General features: G+C 50.7%; 12 protein-coding genes. 8 read left to right on the top strand and 4 right to left on the bottom strand.

Annotated elements, in window-relative coordinates; translation table 11 throughout:
* Window positions 1-18 precede the first annotated feature (18 nt).
* The 6 genes from ACYVJM_RS05380 (at window position 19) to ACYVJM_RS05355 (ending at window position 5,387) form a co-directional block, all read left to right on the top strand.
* On the top strand, window positions 19-1,116 hold the full coding sequence (locus ACYVJM_RS05380; RefSeq protein ID WP_461147168.1) for an iron-containing alcohol dehydrogenase family protein: 1,098 nt from the start codon (window positions 19-21) through the stop codon (window positions 1,114-1,116).
* A gap of 58 nt (window positions 1,117-1,174) precedes the next feature.
* Window positions 1,175-2,026: a 3-deoxy-8-phosphooctulonate synthase gene (gene kdsA, locus ACYVJM_RS05375; RefSeq protein WP_012927347.1), complete on the top strand. Its 852-nt coding sequence runs from the start codon at window positions 1,175-1,177 to the stop codon at window positions 2,024-2,026.
* Between the two features lie 80 nt (window positions 2,027-2,106).
* Complete coding sequence (locus tag ACYVJM_RS05370; protein WP_461147167.1) at window positions 2,107-2,808, top strand: phosphatase; 702 nt, start codon at window positions 2,107-2,109, stop codon at window positions 2,806-2,808.
* Window positions 2,809-2,894: 86 nt separating this feature from the next.
* Window positions 2,895-3,653 (top strand): 3-deoxy-manno-octulosonate cytidylyltransferase, encoded by a 759-nt coding sequence (kdsB, locus tag ACYVJM_RS05365; protein WP_461147166.1) that lies wholly within the window; start codon window positions 2,895-2,897, stop codon window positions 3,651-3,653.
* Between the two features lie 5 nt (window positions 3,654-3,658).
* Window positions 3,659-4,321 carry a thiamine diphosphokinase gene (locus ACYVJM_RS05360; protein WP_461147165.1) on the top strand — a complete coding sequence of 221 codons (663 nt, stop codon included), beginning with the start codon at window positions 3,659-3,661 and terminating at the stop codon, window positions 4,319-4,321.
* Between the two features lie 163 nt (window positions 4,322-4,484).
* Window positions 4,485-5,387 (top strand): cation diffusion facilitator family transporter, encoded by a 903-nt coding sequence (locus tag ACYVJM_RS05355; RefSeq protein WP_461147164.1) that lies wholly within the window; start codon window positions 4,485-4,487, stop codon window positions 5,385-5,387.
* 86 nt (window positions 5,388-5,473) lie between these two features.
* Here the strand turns inward: ACYVJM_RS05355 and porU2 are convergent, their stop codons facing one another.
* From porU2 to ACYVJM_RS05335, 4 genes are all read right to left on the bottom strand, one after another.
* Window positions 5,474-9,508: a putative type IX secretion system sortase PorU2 gene (gene porU2, locus ACYVJM_RS05350; RefSeq protein WP_461147163.1), complete on the bottom strand. Its 4,035-nt coding sequence runs from the start codon at window positions 9,506-9,508 to the stop codon at window positions 5,474-5,476.
* A gap of 83 nt (window positions 9,509-9,591) precedes the next feature.
* A complete protein-coding gene (locus tag ACYVJM_RS05345; protein ID WP_461147162.1) occupies window positions 9,592-9,996 on the bottom strand; it encodes a response regulator in 405 nt (134 codons plus the stop codon).
* Between the two features lie 188 nt (window positions 9,997-10,184).
* Window positions 10,185-11,087 carry an NAD-dependent epimerase/dehydratase family protein gene (locus ACYVJM_RS05340; protein ID WP_461147161.1) on the bottom strand — a complete coding sequence of 301 codons (903 nt, stop codon included), beginning with the start codon at window positions 11,085-11,087 and terminating at the stop codon, window positions 10,185-10,187.
* A gap of 107 nt (window positions 11,088-11,194) precedes the next feature.
* Window positions 11,195-12,121 (bottom strand): helix-turn-helix domain-containing protein, encoded by a 927-nt coding sequence (locus ACYVJM_RS05335; protein WP_461147160.1) that lies wholly within the window; start codon window positions 12,119-12,121, stop codon window positions 11,195-11,197.
* Between the two features lie 275 nt (window positions 12,122-12,396).
* Here ACYVJM_RS05335 and ACYVJM_RS05330 point away from each other — a divergent pair, with 275 nt between their 5' ends.
* Together ACYVJM_RS05330 and ACYVJM_RS05325 are read left to right on the top strand one after the other, a co-directional pair.
* Window positions 12,397-14,115, top strand: coding sequence for a GH35 family beta-galactosidase (locus tag ACYVJM_RS05330; protein WP_461147159.1), 1,719 nt, complete (start codon window positions 12,397-12,399; stop codon window positions 14,113-14,115).
* 175 nt (window positions 14,116-14,290) lie between these two features.
* Window positions 14,291-14,971, top strand: a complete 681-nt coding sequence (locus ACYVJM_RS05325) for a hypothetical protein (RefSeq protein ID WP_461147158.1) — start codon at window positions 14,291-14,293, stop codon at window positions 14,969-14,971.
* Window positions 14,972-15,815 lie beyond the last annotated feature (844 nt).

The following is a 15,815-nucleotide window of genomic DNA, read 5'->3' as shown; positions in this document are numbered from 1 at the left end:
CTACGGCTTAACGATACAATGGTAGCAACACAAACCACGCATAAAAATTTTAAAGGGGTCGAGAAGACCGTTTTTGGTCGGGGGAGCTTTTCGCAACTCGATGAGATCATCGCACCGGTCCGGACCGAAAACGAAGGCTATTTCGTCTTTCTGGTCGACAATTACTTTAAGGGCAAACCGCTCGAAGGACAGGTTCCGGCTCATGCTGAAGACCTGACATACTACATCAGTGTTGAAGAACACGAGCCCACTACCGACCAGATCGATCAGCTGCGCGACGAGATTCTGGCGAAGAAAGGGCTTCCCTCCGGTGTTGTTGGCATTGGGGGGGGCAGCATCATGGACATTGCCAAAGCGTTATCGCTGATGCTCACCAACGAAGGCTCTTCTACCTTGTACCAGGGTCTGAATCTGATCAAGAAACCGGGCGTTTACCACGTCGGCGTACCCACCATTTCGGGTACCGGTGCCGAGGTGTCGATGACTGCGGTCCTGACCGGGCCGGTAAAGAAACTGGGCCTAAAGTGCGAATGGACGGTTTTTAACCAGATCGTTCTCGACCCCGAACTCATTGCCAGTGTACCCCGCAACTGGTGGTTTTACACCGGTATGGACACGTACATACACTGCATCGAATCGGAAAACGGTCGGTTGAACAACGCGTATTCACACGCCTTTGCCGAACAGTCCATGAAGCTCTGCCGGGAAATTTATCTGGGCGAAAACTCGGGTCAAACGCCGGAGAACGACGACAAACTGATGGTTGCCTCCATGATGGGCGGCTTAAGCCTGACGTATTCGGAAGTGGGCGTTTGTCATGCCCTCAGCTACGGCCTGTCGAAGATTCTGGGAACCCGGCATTGTTATGCCAATTGCCTGATCATGAATCACCTCGAAGATTATTATCCGCAGGGTGTTGCCGAGTTCAAAGAGATGGTCGCCTATCACCAGATCGACCTGCCGCAGGGCCTGTCGAAAGACTGGAGCGACGACACCATCACCCAGATGGCACATGTATCGTATAATCTGCCACACATGTGGCTGCACGCCATTGGCGACAACTGGCAGGAGACGATCACCATTGATGTGCTAAAGGACTTGTTCCGGCGGCTGTAAATTTAATTTTGCCACAGAGATTCTGTGCGAATCTCTGTGGCCCAACCCCTTCACAATTATGTCTCAAAAAATCGTTCGCGTTGGCGACATTGAATGCGGTTCGGATGAGTTGTTCCTCATCAGCGGTCCCTGCGTTATTGAAGATGAAAAAATTATGATGACGGTGGCTGAGCAGCTCCGCGAAATTCAGGAACGGCTCGGCATCAAGATTATCTATAAATCATCGTTTCAGAAGGATAACCGCTCCAGCCTGAACTACTACAACGGTCCCGGTCTTGAAAAAGGCATCAAGATTCTGGCCAAGGTAAAAGAGCAGTTTGGTTTCCCGCTGCTTACCGATGTGCATTACCCGGACCAGTGCGCTCCCGCTGCCGAAGTGGTCGACGTACTGCAAATTCCGGCCTATCTGTGTATGCAGACGATGCTGGTGGTAGCAGCCGCCCAGACGGGTAAAGTTGTGAATGTTAAGCACGGACAGTTTCTGGCACCGGAGAACATGAAACACCCGGTTAAAAAAATTGAAGATTCGGGAAACGAACAGATCATCCTGACCGAGCGGGGTTTCACCTTTGGGTATAATGACCTGGTGGTTGATCCACGCGCTTTCTACCACATGGCGCGCACCAATTACCCTGTTGTATTCGACGTAACCCATGCCATCCGAAAGTACGGTATTCCATCGGCCGATGCGAAAGGTGGTGCGCGGGAATACCTGCCCGTACTGGCTCGGGCCGGTGTGGCTGCCGGTGTCGATGGGCTGTTTGTGGAAACGCACACCTGCCCATCCGAAGCTCTTTGCGATGCCGCAAGCCAACTGGACATCCGGTATCTGGAAGAGTTTATGAAGCCCCTCATCGAACTCCACGCGGTTGAAGTAAAATACCGCAACACATTGCCGGAACTAGCCTAAAAGATATAGGATGTATGATGTATGATGTTTTGGCTGCTAACACATCATACATCCTATATCATACATCTTTTAGCCCTCTCATGGTTGACATCGAAAAAACTTTCACCGCCCTGGGCGGTCAATTTGTTACATCTGCCGATGTACTGACCGAGAAGCTTCGGTTAGTAAAGGCTATTGTGTTCGACTGGGACGGCGTTTTCAACGATGGCACCAAGACCGAAGCGGGCAGCAGTTCGTTCAGCGAAGTCGACTCGATGGGTACTAACCTGCTCCGGTTTGGGCTTTGGCTGCAACAGGGAGGGCAGTTACCCGTAGCGGCTGTCATTACCGGCGTAACCAATGCACAAGCCGATACGCTTGTGGGTCGCGAGCATTTTCATGCCTGTTATTCACAGGCTAAGCACAAAGTCGATGTGCTGGCCCATCTGCTGGAAAAGCATGAGTTGGAACCGAAAGAGGTGGCCTTCTTCTTCGACGATGCCCTGGACCTATCCGTGGCCGAAGTCGTTGGTGTACGCATCATGATTCGGCGACAGGCCAATCCTTTATTCATGAATTACGTAGTAACCAACGGATTGGTCGATTACATAACCGGTACCCAGAGCGGGCAGTTTGCCGTGCGGGAAGGTTCCGAACTTATATTGGGCCTGCTTGGCCAGTTTGACACCGTCATGGCCGAGCGACTACGCTACAAGCCCGTTTACGACCAATATTACCAGCAGCGGCAGGCCATCGAGCCGAGCTACTGGACAATAGGCCCCAAGGGTCCGGAACCTAAATAAGCACAGCGAATAAACCCTGTGCGAATCTCTGTGTTATCTCGGGGCATCCGCTCTAGTGGCCCGGTTTGTGGCATAACTTTTAAAGTATGATTATCGGAATAATCCCCGCTCGATACGGGTCCTCCCGTTTTCCTGGCAAACCCCTGGCCGACATTGGCGGCAAGACTATGATTCAGCGGGTACTCGAACAGGCAAGTCAGTCAGCATCGCTTTCGAAAGTTGTGGTGGCAACGGACGATGATCGCATCGCCGAAGCTGTACGCCGACTTGGTTACGAAGCGGTGATGACCCGAACGGATCACCCCAGCGGTACCGATCGTTGCTGGGAGGCCTACGACCGGCTGGTTGCAGATGGACTTATTGCCGACGATGCGACCAATTACGTACTGAATATTCAGGGCGATGAACCCTTCCTGGACCCGGCGCAGATTGACGAACTGGCCGCTATTCTGGACGGCACCGTGGAGCTGGCTACGCAGATGGCAACGGTCGATTCGGCGGAGATGCTTCACGACCCGAAAGAAGCCAAAATTGTCATTAATAGTCAGAACGAAGCCTTGTATTTTAGTCGTTCGGCAGTTCCGTATTTGTGGGGCGTCGAACCCGATCAATGGCACGCGCATCATGCCTATCATCGTCATGTTGGCTTATACGCTTACCGGGTGGATGTGCTGGAAAAGCTGACACAGCTACCTCCATCACCCCTGGAGCGGGCCGAATCGCTGGAACAGTTACGCTGGCTGGAAGCCGGGTATCGAATCAAACTCGTGTCTACTGACTTTCAGACGCCGAGCGTCGATAGCCCGGAAGATATTGAGAAGATTTTACAAAGCGGATTGGTCTAGCGCGTATGTCCTCACATCACATCGTCCGCGAAAAGCAGGAACCCGCCCTGCTGATTGCCAACGGCGAGGCCTGTAGTGCCGAGTTGCTGGGTCAGCTTCTGGAATGGAGTCCAACGGTGGTGGTGCTCGATAGTGCCATCTGGCGGGTGCTGGATCTGGGTATCAAAGTCGATGTGCTGCTCGGTGATTTCGACCGCGATCTGGATCTGGACGCCATTCGGGCGCAGCAATACCCGCTGGAAATCGTTCATACGCCCAATCAGGATAAAACAGACCTCGATAAAGGTATCGACTACCTGATTGAGCGCGGCTACCCGGCGGTGAATATCGTTTGGGCCACCGGTCGGCGGGCAGACCATAGCCTGACTAACATGACTAATATTGTCCGGTACAAAGACCAGATTCGTATCGTGATGATTGATGACCACTCGAAGATTTTTCCGTTGGTCGGCCGATTCGAGAAATGGTACGAGGCTGGAACGCCCATCTCGCTGATTCCCGTTGGCACTGTAACCGGCTATACCTCCGAAGGCCTGAAATACGATCTTCAGAATGCCACGCTCACCCTGGGCTATAATACCAGCAGCAGCAACGAAGCCGCCCGTGACGGTTTCGTTCGTGTTGAAGCCCAAACCGGCGATCTGCTCATTATGGAGTGCTGGGATTAAGTACGCCGACTTATCATTGGCCAATCGGACAGGGTTGTGCCTGCCGGGCCATTTGTACCCCGAAATCACATTTATGTACCTGCCAATCTGCGGGAAGCGCTGCAGTTGTCTGCTTTACGCGTCCGTTGGTAAACATAAATTGATCATCGGTAGTTGAACCAGCATGGCATCAACGAAAACCGCAATCTACACGGCCTTAGGGGCTAATCTGGCAATAGCCATTACCAAATTTATAGCCGCTGGCGTCACGGGGAGTTCCGCCATGGTTTCGGAAGGAATTCACTCGATGGTCGACACACTCAATGAGGTATTGTTGCTGTTGGGCATGAAACGAAGTCAGAAACCGGCCGATGCCAAACGGCCTTTCGGGTACGGGCGGGAGTTGTATTTCTGGTCGTTCGTGGTTTCGCTGCTCATCTTTGCCGTTGGGGGCGGGGTTTCGTTCTACGAAGGAATAACCCATCTACAGCATCCAAATCCCATCGAAAATCCCCTCTGGAACTACATCGTGCTGGGCGTAGCCATCGTGCTGGACGGTATCTCTATGGTAACGGCTTTCAGGGCGTTTAATGCCCAGCGGGGCGACCAGCCGTTCTGGTCGGCAGTGAAAGAAAGTAAAGATCCGGCTACGTTTGTGGTGCTCTTTGAAGATGTCTCCGATGTGCTGGGACTGATCATCGCGTTTTTGGGTGTTTTTCTGGGGCATCAACTCAATAACCCGTACCTGGACGGTGCAGCGTCTATTCTGATCGGTATTCTGTTAATGGCGGTCTCCGTATTGCTGGCCCGCGAAAGCCGCAGTTTGTTGATGGGTGAAGCGGCTGCCCCGGTCATTGTTCAGCAAACCATAGCCTTAGCCAATGCTGATGCCGACGTGCTGAAAACAGTGAACGCATTTACGTTTCAAATGGGACCGGAGGAGGTTGTGCTGATTCAACGTGTTGCTTTCCAGCCCGAGCTTAAAACAGATGCTATTGTCGATGGGATCAACCGGATTCGGCAAACGATTCAGGCGGCTGAACCCACCATTCGACAAGTGTATATTGAACCGGTTGCGGTGAGTTGATCCGTTTTCCGGAGGCTGTGTTTCGTGGCCTGAAGGGAGTGATGTAGTCATTGTTGGGAAACACACTCCACCATTCCCTCCACTTATTAGCGGAGCAGGATGACCCGGCCGCTCAGATTACGATTCAAGTTGTCGGCAAGGGGCCAGTTTAGGGTATCCTTTAGCCTGATGGTATAGAAATAAACACCCGCCGGAAGCGGGTTCCCGAGATCGTCGCGTCCATCCCAGACACCGTCCGTCTGGCCGATTCGGGGAGATAGGTTCAACCGTCGCACGGGTTGACCGGCCAGATTGAATAGCTGGATGGTCAGACTGGACGGGGCCTGTTCGCCGGTCAGCCGGATTGAAAACAAAGTCCTGTCGTGGAACGGGTTGGGGTAAACGGTCAGGCTGGTGAGTTCGCGTTCGTTGACCACCCGAAAGTTCGCCTGATAAGGCACTGCCAGATTTCCCACAACATCCCCGGCGGTAGCCAGCAATCGGTAATTTCCTTCGGCTAATCGGGGTGAGGTGTATCGAATTCGGAATTCATTGGCAGTTGTAGCGGGTTCAAAGACAGAGCCGCGCCAGTTCAGTCGGTGAAAGCCCGCCTTTTGTCCCGGTCCCTGCAAATACAAGTTTACGCCCGAGGTATCTTGCCGCAACAGCGAACGGTTGTCATCGATAAGCAGCAGGTCAATGATCGGGCGAGCCGAAACAACAGAACCATCCGTAATTCGGGAACCATCAATGGCAACTTCCAGTATAGGTCCTGTCCGGTCGGGTTTAACCGGCAAAAGAAAGTCGAGGGTGTTGTTGATAAACGAGTATTCGGGTTGCAGGCGCGGGTTGACCGTTAAAAGAACCCGGTTCAGGCCGGGGAGTTGCCGGGTGTCGATTCGGGTTTTTATCCGAATCGTATCGCTACCTGCCGGGGCGAGAACCGCCCACTGCTGTTGTTGTAGGTTCGTCAGGCCTGCTCCGTAAAGCGTTTGCCGGACAATCAGGGAATCCGTAAACCGAACCGGACTCAGGTTGGCAAATAGAGCCTGAACAGCAACAACGTCGCCCTGTTGTGCATCCGTCGGCAACGTATCGGCCAGCCACAGTTGCCCTTCCGGCCAGCCCTTCGGCATACTCATGGGTGAATACACAAACGAGCCTATCGACCATGCCCGATTCTGGCCGGATGCGGTGCTGTCTGCCAATCGGACGCGCCAGTAATAAGTAACATTCGGTTGAGCCAGTAACCGGGCCGGCATACTGATGATGTTCGTGGCGGTTATGCGCCGTATTTGTTTAAAGGGACTATTGAACGTACCAGTGGTATCAAGTTCAATATCAGCCAGATAGGGACTGTTGGATGGGTAGTGTGCCGTTAGCCGGATAGTAGACGACTGTATGCTGCCGTTCGGGGGCGGGTAAACCAGAATGGGACTCTGTCCGGGAATTGTCAGACGTAAACGAGCCTGATTATTGGTTTGATTTCGTTCTGTTTGCATCAACGGAGAGTCGGCTGGATTGATGAGTACCTCAAATTCATTATCGCCCTCTGCGTCGCGTTCGTTAGGAAAGGTAATCACCAGTGTATCCCGAAAGACAACGGAGCGGGAAATAACCGTGTTGAATACGCCCAGCTCCCGTCCGTTCGCCCGGCGCCGAACTCGAATCGGAAGCGGCTTATTTCGGTAAAGTCCCGCATTCTGAACGATGGCTTTTATTTGTACCGAATCACTCAGGGCCGTTAACGGCGGGTCGCTTGCAGGTCCGGTATTGCCCTGAACCGTTAGCCCACCGGTTGTTAAAACATAGTCGGGCGTGCTGAATGGGAAAAGTTGGATGGCGGGGTCACCTTGTAGAACCATTTGCTGGCAATTTGCCAAATCGCGCCCATCGGTTGAGGTTGCCAAAACACGACGAATGGTTTCCTGTTGCAACTGCCCAATAGATTTGTTGAGTTGAGCGCTGTCGGCCAGCAGATTATAAAAGGCTGTTGTATAGCGGTGCATTACATCCGTCTGGCCAAGGTGACTAGTTGCCAGCGCAGCAATGGCTCCCCGGTTTGGCGTGAGTACCCAATCGGTGGACAGCGTTGGCCGACCAAAAAAGAAATCCCCAATGGCACATCCATTGACGATCAGGAATGGGTACCGACCCTTATTTCTGTAGCCGAGCGCATCGTTGGAGCAGAATCCGATTGCCAAATCGGTAACGGCTAAACCCGAGTGGCCGAAAAACGTCATCAGGCCGATACCCTCGTTGACCTGTGTCGACACACGAATGGATTCAATCGGGTTATCCGTTTCTTTGGAAACCGTCGATACCTGTGCGCCCAGCAATCCCGCTGTTGCTGGTTTTCGGTAGCTGTCAACCAACTGCCGGAAGAGATCCCGCTCGCCCGCCGATAGCCCTCCGCTCAGGTGAAGCAGTTTCTTCCGCCAGCCAGCCTCATCGGCCTGACTCTCATAGTCTTTTACCTTGTTCAGGTAGTCCAATACCTCCTGCGGTGTTCTGGCATTGATGCGGCCCGTTGGAACGGTTGGTACACCATCCGTCCCGGCCGTAAACAACCCATCGGAGCCGGGGTAACCGGCCGTCATGACCATGTCCAGAATAGACTGGTTTGGATTATTTCGAATACCGGGCGTGCTGCGCGCCCGGCCAATGAGCAGCAGGTAGCGTAATTTTTCGCGGCTTTGTTGCCGCATCTGGTTCATGAACTGATGGATCGCCAGCGGGCTTCGTTCGCCGTAGTTATACTGGTCGATAAGTTGCGACATAGTAACCATCAGCGTGTTGTGGGCACCGCCCGTTGCCGAAGCCCGATAAGCGGCATAGGCCTCAACCGCATTGGTAATCCGGCCCGTCGATGAGTCAGGTATTGGCGTCATCAGGTCTTCGTGGGTAATGAGCACATAGGTCGGCCGACGCCCCGACAGGTCGGTGAAGTGTACGGGCGAAAGTTTCGATACACGTTTGGGCTGAGAAGTGCCGAGGAGTGTCCGGGCGATTTCGGTGTGATGGATAACTAGTCTGGTCGAATCAGTTTGAATTGGCTGGCTAAGCTGAATTGGATTGGTGGGGTCCGTAATGTCCCAGAAACGAGTGTTGGGCGAGAGATTCCGAACGGAAATCAACGACCGCCCAGCCGAATTAGCCACCAGCCGGAAAGTTTGCTCCTGCTGTCCGTTCATCGCAAAGGTCTGCGGATAACGAACGCGGATATACGAGATCGAATAGGTATCGACAGACGTGTTTTCTCCCCGCGAAACGGTCGAGATTAGTAGTTTTCCATCGGGGCCAACGTCAGTCCACTTTAGCAACGGTTGTAAAAGTGCATTGTTGTAGGTTGAGAAACGGATTGAATCGGCTAGTCGCTGGGTATCAGGTATAGGGCCGAGCAGGCAGTCGACCCGGTGATTGGTGTAGTCCCGACCTGCGAGCAGTACCGTTACTTCTGGGTTGGGACCGCTGCGCGCTGCATTCATTAGTGAAAACGTCAGGGAATAAGGGGTGTCTTTTCGTTGAATACTACCTGTATAGCCTTCGCCCGCTTCGTAAAAACTGTATTCCGTTTTGGGGGTTATCCCGTTCGGCCAACCGGGATAATTGTCGGTAAAAAGTCGCAAATCTTCCGCCCAGTGAAACGGCTCAGGAAGGAGACCGGTATCCGACGAATCGGCATAAGCGGTCATGCGTTTACCAACTGTAGCCGATCCCCAGGTCAGGAAATAAGCCGTCGTATCGCTGAAAAGGCTATAATAGGGGTGAGGCTGTGCGGAAAAGGGATGGTACAACAGGGAGTCCGACACACCATCATTCCGGCGACCGTAGAACTCCAGAAAGTCGCTGGCATCGAAGCGCCCATCCGCTTCACCCTGAATAAAAATGGCCTGTTCGACGCCCCGATGAAAGAGCTGAACCGTTCTGGGGTTTAGTCGATCAGTTGGAACACCGGCAAGACGTAACTCAGCCGGTGTGACCCGATACAAGCCGTTTTCGACAATGGGTAGCTTTATGTATGGCCGGGCGTAGTCGATCCAGCGAGTAGGGTCGGGGTTATTGGCACCGGATTGCGCCCACATGATCAGCGGATTGCTAAGTAGCAGAAGCAGGATTGTACAGACAAGCGAACACGGCATGGGTTCGGGCAAAGGTGAATGGCTAGCGTAAAACGATTTAGCCTTAGACGTGAAGAGCCGCGGAAGTATCTGATAGTCTGTTGTTAAAAACTAGCGGGTAACGATGGGGCCTGTTTTTTAGCGGCTATTGTCCGGCAGATGAGTTGGGCAAGTGTCGTGTAATCGATGGGTTTGAGCAAATGGGTATCAAACCCAGCCAACAAGCTGCGCTGTTTGTCGGACTCCTCACCGTAGCCTGTGAGGGCAATAATGGGTAAAGAGCGGCTCCAGGATTGCCGGCGAATATAGGCACAGACTGCGTACCCATCCAGGTCAGGCAGGCCAATATCCAGTAGCATTACATCGGGTTGCCAGGTTTTTGCTGCCTCAATTGCATCCTGACCATTAAAGCATGTATGCACTTCATAGCCAAGCGTCTGCATGATTTTAGCCGTCAACTCGGCCAGCTCTTTATTATCGTCTACTAACAGGACTCGACTGTAATCCATTGGTATCTTTTTTTGTCTCCAGTACTATGCCGGGGAAGTCGACAGTCGGGAACCTGGCCGGTTTTACCGGGAAGAGGCATTGTAACACCTGAACGGTAGTATCATGAGCTATCCCGGCGGCCCCGATTAAGTGATTTAGACGGCGTAATCGTTGGCCGCCGGGAAGTCATTTGAGCGCCAATGTTGCGCTACTCCCATTTAACGTATTTCTGCCAGTTATGCTGTTCGCTGAATCCCAGCACTTCACGGATTTTGCGGTTGGAGAACAGGGCTTCATGCTCCCCCAGATCGCGGGTGATGGGTACATTGGGAAAAAACCTTGACGCCAGTTCTTTGCTGGGGATAACGGCTCCATTCTGATCGTTTCCGGCATTGAAAACCTGATAACCGAGACCGTCTTTTTGCAAACATAAGTCCACGATCTGGCCTAAATCGCGCGCATCGATATAACAGAAGGCATTCCGGCGCCGAACTTCAGGATGATTAAAATAATAGGGAAACAGATCGGCGTATTCGTGGGGTTCGATCACATTCCCGATGCGAAGAGCGTAGATATCGACTCCCGACCGTCGCTGGAAGCTGCGGGCCGTTTTCTCATTGACGACCTTCGATAAGCCGTAACTATCCATGGGATCAACGTCATAATCTTCTTCCAGCGGCAGTACCTTAGGGTCGGTCGGGCCATCGGAAAAACAGATACCATAGGTTGTTTCTGAGGAGGCAATAATTATCTTTTTGATACCAAGTTTAACCGCGGCTTCGATTACGTTGTAGGTGCCGATGGTGTTGACCCGAAACGTTTCATTATCCGGCTTGATCAGGATTCTGGGTATGGCCGCAAAATGGACAACCGCATCAAATTTGGGTACGCCATGCCCTGGCTCCAACTCATCCAGACCTGCGTACGAACTCAGGGCATTAAACATTTGGCCCGAATCGGTAATGTCAGCAATCAGATTATCTACCCCTGGGTGCTCCAAAGGCGTCAGGTCTACATTCAGTACTTTATGTCCCTGATCGAGCAGATATGGAATTACGTGCTTTCCTGCTTTTCCCGATCCCCCTGTAAAAAATATTCGTTTCTGCGTCATGCGAAGGGTACTAATTATGGTTGATGGTTATTGAAAAATTAATGGCATCACTATCTACTTATCCATCATCGTGCTCATCTTAACGTCCGTAAAGGGGTAAAGTTTAACTAACCGACATGACTCCGCCGGTACTCTTTTGGCGTAAGTCCGGTCTTTTTTCGGACAAAGCGAGTGAAATTGGCCGGGTCCTGCTTTTTGATCAGGTAAGCGATTTCTCCGATGCTTAACTCGGTTTGTGTCAGCAACACTTTGGCTTCCAGCAGGAGCATTTCCTCCAGCAGATCGTGGGCGGAGAGACCGGTAGCCAGCTTCACCGATTTATTCAGATGGTTGGGACTGACGTTCAACAGCGTTGCGTAAGCCGACACGGTATACGTCTCATAAATAGATTTCGTTAATGCCTCTTTATATAGCTGCGTAATCCGAAAGGCGGCATTCCGGTGTATTGCATCCCGCGCTGTCGCCAGCGTACTGGCCTGCTTCAACTCGGTCAACAGGGTTAATACATACAGCCTGACCAGTAAGGGCAAATCGGCGCTTTTGTTGTCGACAAGCCTCATTAGTCGCTCTAACAGGGAAAGGATCACCGCGAGCATCTCGTCACTGAGTATCAGGATCGATTCCCGGCCAACATGGAGGAACGAAAACTCCTTCTCCATATCGGATTTTAGCCAGGAATGACTTACCAGATCAGGTTCAAAATGGCAGTAATACCCTTTCACATCCTCACTCATCCACTCTTCATTATAAATCTGATGAGCCGGAATAAAGACGATCTGATTTCGGGAAATAGTGTGACGGGTCAATCCAATCCGTCGAATGAGCTGACCTTGAGTAACGACCATAAAGTCAATTACGGTTTTACGGTGGGGCAGGGTAGGAAAATTCAGGGCTTCCCGAACATCCTCAAGCGGATTGATGTGAAAGTAATGAAGCGATTTGAGATGCAGTGTTGGCCAGTTGGGCTGCTTAAATGCAACTTCCTTCAAGGCACCGGGTGTGAGAATAGGAACAGGTTCTGTCTTATCGGGCATACAGAAGGGGGCATCAACGAGTAGCTGGTAAACTTGGTCGGTGAGTTTACAATGAAAAAGCATTACCGCCAATTTTTTTGATTGTTTTTGACAATTAACGGATTCGTTTTGACTCGTCAGGCTACCGGTTGATCGCTTAAATTTGTCGTAAATCAAGTTTTTTCTGTAAAAATCAACGATCTGTGCTTGGGCTGCTGGCCCATAAGGGATACGCGTTTTTGCGTATCTGAGTGTTTGCTCATTTACCCGCATCGACCATTACACCCATTAGACCCATGAGGAATTTCCTGTTTCTGATAATCTTACTGGCAACCGGCACTTCGGTCGGGGCTCAGTCGTACAAGCCGCCCCATCTGGCACAGCAGGGGAATACAATCCAATTGATTGTCAAAGACAAGCCATTTCTGGCTCTAGGGGGCGAACTGCATAATTCAAGTGTGTCGACGGCAGATTATATGCGTCCCATTTGGTCGAAAATGAAGGCGAAGAATGTGAACACCCTTCTGGTACCCATATATTGGGAATTATTGGAGCCTCAGGAAGGTACCTTCAATTTCACTTTGGTAGACAGTCTGATTCTGGGAGCCCGGAAACAAAATCTTCATCTGGGAATTCTGTGGTTTGGTCTGTTCAAAACCACGTATTCTACCTATGCACCCCTGTGGGTTAAAGCTAACCTGGCCAGGTTCCCAAGGGTAAAAAACAAAGAAGGGGAGCCCACGCCGGTCGTTTCGGTCTTTTCGGCCAATGCGCTACAGGCCAATGCAAGGGCGTTTATCCGACTGATGCAGCACATCCGGCAAATCGACGCAAAGCAGCAGACCGTTATACTGGCTCAGGTAGAAAACGAGCCCGGCCTGTTCTATAGCCCCCGCGATTACAGCGACGAAGCCGGAAAAGCCTACAAGGAAGGTGTACCAGCCGACCTGATGGCCTATCTGGCAACGAATAGAGCAAAGCTGCAGCCTGGTCTGGATAGTGTCTGGAAAGCAAACGGGTACAAGATGACCGGCGGCTGGGAAGATGTCTTTGGCAAAAGTGTGCTGGATGATAAAACGCCCAATGGGCTATCCTACTTCCCTGAAGAGTTATTTACCGCGTATTATTACACGAAATTTATTGGCAAAGTAGCAGCAGCCGGTAAAGAAGCCTACCCGATTCCCATGTTCATAAACGCCTGGCCAAAAGCCGCCGGGCTAATGAGTACCCCCGGCAAGTACCCGAGCGGAGGGCCAGTGCCGCACCTGCTCGATATCTGGCGTGCCAATGCCCCGGCCATTGATTTTATTACGCCGAATGTATATGCGTCCAAACAGGGCGTCTATGCCTTGGCCGAACAATACCACCGCTCGGGCAATCCGTTGTTTATTCCGGAAATCAAGCAGGGTCCCGAAGCCGCTAATCTGGCGTTCTGGCTGTATGGTCAGCACGATGCGCTATGCGTTGCCCCTTTCGGCATTGACGACAGCCCGGCCGAGGAGGACCCTTTTACGAAGACCTTCGCGGCCGTGGCGCAGGTAAAAGAGCTTATCCTGCAGCATCAGGGAAAAGGGACAATGGCCGGTGTTTTTGTCGATTCAACGGTTATGTCGCAAAGCTTTTCCCTGAATGGATTTATGGTGAAAGCAAATCTGGTTGTGCCCAGAGGTTTCGCCGGTGCCGCATCGACGGAGAAGAAAGCACCTTTTGCCGGAGGAATTCTCTTCGCTGCAGGGCCGGATGAGTTCATTGCCGTTGGCCGCGACTATGAACTAACGTTTACGCCCACCAGCCCCGACCCACAAAAACCACGCGTCGATTTGGACGTTATGGAGGAAGGATCGTTCGTGAATGCCAAATGGGTTCCCCGCCGACGTCTGAATGGCGATGAAGGAACCGGGGGGGGAGGAATTGGCCCGTTTGGTGTAAAAAATAACAGAGCCGGGTCACTGCGTTTTCAAAAAGAAAAGAACGGAGCGTATAGTATTGTCCGGATCAAATTTTACCGATATTAATTGCATCAGTGTATTTACCCGGCAACGTATCAATCGGCCTTGCCGGTCAATACGTTGCCGGCACCTTGATTGGACGGATTGACTGCGAGTAAAGTTGGCTTGAAAATGGCTTCGTGTACTAACTCAACTGAACACACGGGTTTGTTAATGGAGCAACTTCCCGTTTGTCATTACGATGAAAACTGAACCCTTCTTTTTGGCTTTGCTGATACTCATCCTGACCGCGTGGATAACCCCGGCTTTGGGACAAAGTCGATTCTCTGTTTCTGTCAGCCTTGCGCCTGTTTACGGGCATTCTGATTCCAAAGCCGTTTTCCCCTTTTCTACCGATCCTGCTTATCCGACGACTACATTAGTTGCCCGATCACATGGTCTGGGCTATTCCTTCGGGCTGATGGGCCATTATAACTTCTCCTCCAAATGGTCTGTATCGGCTGGTATCTGGGCCACGGCAAACCTTTCATCAAAGAGCGATTTTGAGCTAAATAACAACAGGAATACAATTCATATTCAGAGCAGTCATCCTTTCGAGTATAATTACAGGATACCGGTTCTCCTTAATTACACCTGGGCAATCAAACGCCTTTCGCCTTATTTGTCGGTAGGTACTTCCGCGAATTTTCGATCGACCAGTTATGCCTATGTCAACGGGCAGGAAATACCCATAAAGGTGGGTAAGGCTATTCGTAATGGCCCATTGATGGTGGGTGCAGGAATAATTTACCAGGTTAGGAAAAACGCTTCTCTAGTGGTCCAGCCCATGCTGGAGTACAGCCTGAATGCGAAGTCGGCCAATTACGTTTACGCACATTCGTATATGTTAAGTCTACAGGCTCAGTTGAGGTATAGGTTCTAGGCAACTTGCCGTTTTAAGAGGTCAATCTGAAAAGCAAATTCCATCATTAATCGCGTGTTCACTAAAGGCTGTGCGGTTCGATAAGAACGGTAGCCTCAACGGTATTTTATTGTTGTTTGCTGAACCAGACTGATATCCTGACCGATAAGCATATCCAATTTCTAGTATGAGTTCAGATAATTTTTATAAAAAATCACCTCAATCAAACTCGGCCATTTAGCTTTGATCGGGTCGAGTAAATTGCTCGCCCATTTACACAACGATAACCTTAAGTCGCATCTTTAGTGGTAAACGCTTTTTGCCGGAAATTTGGAATAGTTTAGGTATTCCCGTTCGGTTATTATTGTTTATTTTTTGTAATCTGTTAGCTAAAATATTAAACTACGCTTTTACTAATTATTGCACATTTTGACCAATTCTCCAGCTTAATTAACAGCGTTGAATTCTCAATATAATAGGGCATAGTGACTCAATTTAAAGTAGTTACACATGTTGAAGTAATTGTATTAAAAAAGTATTAAAGCCCGTTTAATAAAGAAATTGTTACAGGTAGATTCTTTTCTATATAGATATATATTTGATTATCAATGGATTATTACTAAACGGCAATCTAAGTCGTCGTATACTCGATATCAGTCTCATTATCAAAGCCTAAATATTTTGAGTTGTTTTGTAAGAATAGTCCACAATCTCTTAAAGGCCCTGCTAGTAAAATTAGAAATTTACGTTTCATCAATATTCATTGATCGAAACGTAATTAAGTGGTCTAATAATTCTATTTCTAGCTTTCTCTGGGCCAGTAGTTAAATAACTAATCGTTCGTCAATCTCTGAACATGGTGTTT

The sequence above is a fragment of the Spirosoma pulveris genome (genome assembly GCF_054781875.1).
This window is presented reverse-complemented; position numbering and strand designations above follow the sequence as displayed.

Excerpts from the sequence above, each read along its gene's own strand:
- kdsA (WP_012927347.1), top strand. The coding sequence starts at position 1,175 with ATGTCTCAAAAAATCGTTCGCGTTGGCGACATTGAATGCGGTTCGGAT.
- ACYVJM_RS05325 (WP_461147158.1), top strand. The coding sequence starts at position 14,291 with ATGAAAACTGAACCCTTCTTTTTGGCTTTGCTGATACTCATCCTGACC.
- ACYVJM_RS05340 (WP_461147161.1), bottom strand. The coding sequence starts at position 11,087 with ATGACGCAGAAACGAATATTTTTTACAGGGGGATCGGGAAAAGCAGGA.
- ACYVJM_RS05370 (WP_461147167.1), top strand. The coding sequence starts at position 2,107 with ATGGTTGACATCGAAAAAACTTTCACCGCCCTGGGCGGTCAATTTGTT.
- ACYVJM_RS05335 (WP_461147160.1), bottom strand. The coding sequence starts at position 12,121 with ATGCCCGATAAGACAGAACCTGTTCCTATTCTCACACCCGGTGCCTTG.
- ACYVJM_RS05345 (WP_461147162.1), bottom strand. The coding sequence starts at position 9,996 with ATGGATTACAGTCGAGTCCTGTTAGTAGACGATAATAAAGAGCTGGCC.
- ACYVJM_RS05360 (WP_461147165.1), top strand. The coding sequence starts at position 3,659 with ATGTCCTCACATCACATCGTCCGCGAAAAGCAGGAACCCGCCCTGCTG.
- ACYVJM_RS05330 (WP_461147159.1), top strand. The coding sequence starts at position 12,397 with ATGAGGAATTTCCTGTTTCTGATAATCTTACTGGCAACCGGCACTTCG.
- porU2 (WP_461147163.1), bottom strand. The coding sequence starts at position 9,508 with ATGCCGTGTTCGCTTGTCTGTACAATCCTGCTTCTGCTACTTAGCAAT.
- kdsB (WP_461147166.1), top strand. The coding sequence starts at position 2,895 with ATGATTATCGGAATAATCCCCGCTCGATACGGGTCCTCCCGTTTTCCT.
- ACYVJM_RS05380 (WP_461147168.1), top strand. The coding sequence starts at position 19 with ATGGTAGCAACACAAACCACGCATAAAAATTTTAAAGGGGTCGAGAAG.
- ACYVJM_RS05355 (WP_461147164.1), top strand. The coding sequence starts at position 4,485 with ATGGCATCAACGAAAACCGCAATCTACACGGCCTTAGGGGCTAATCTG.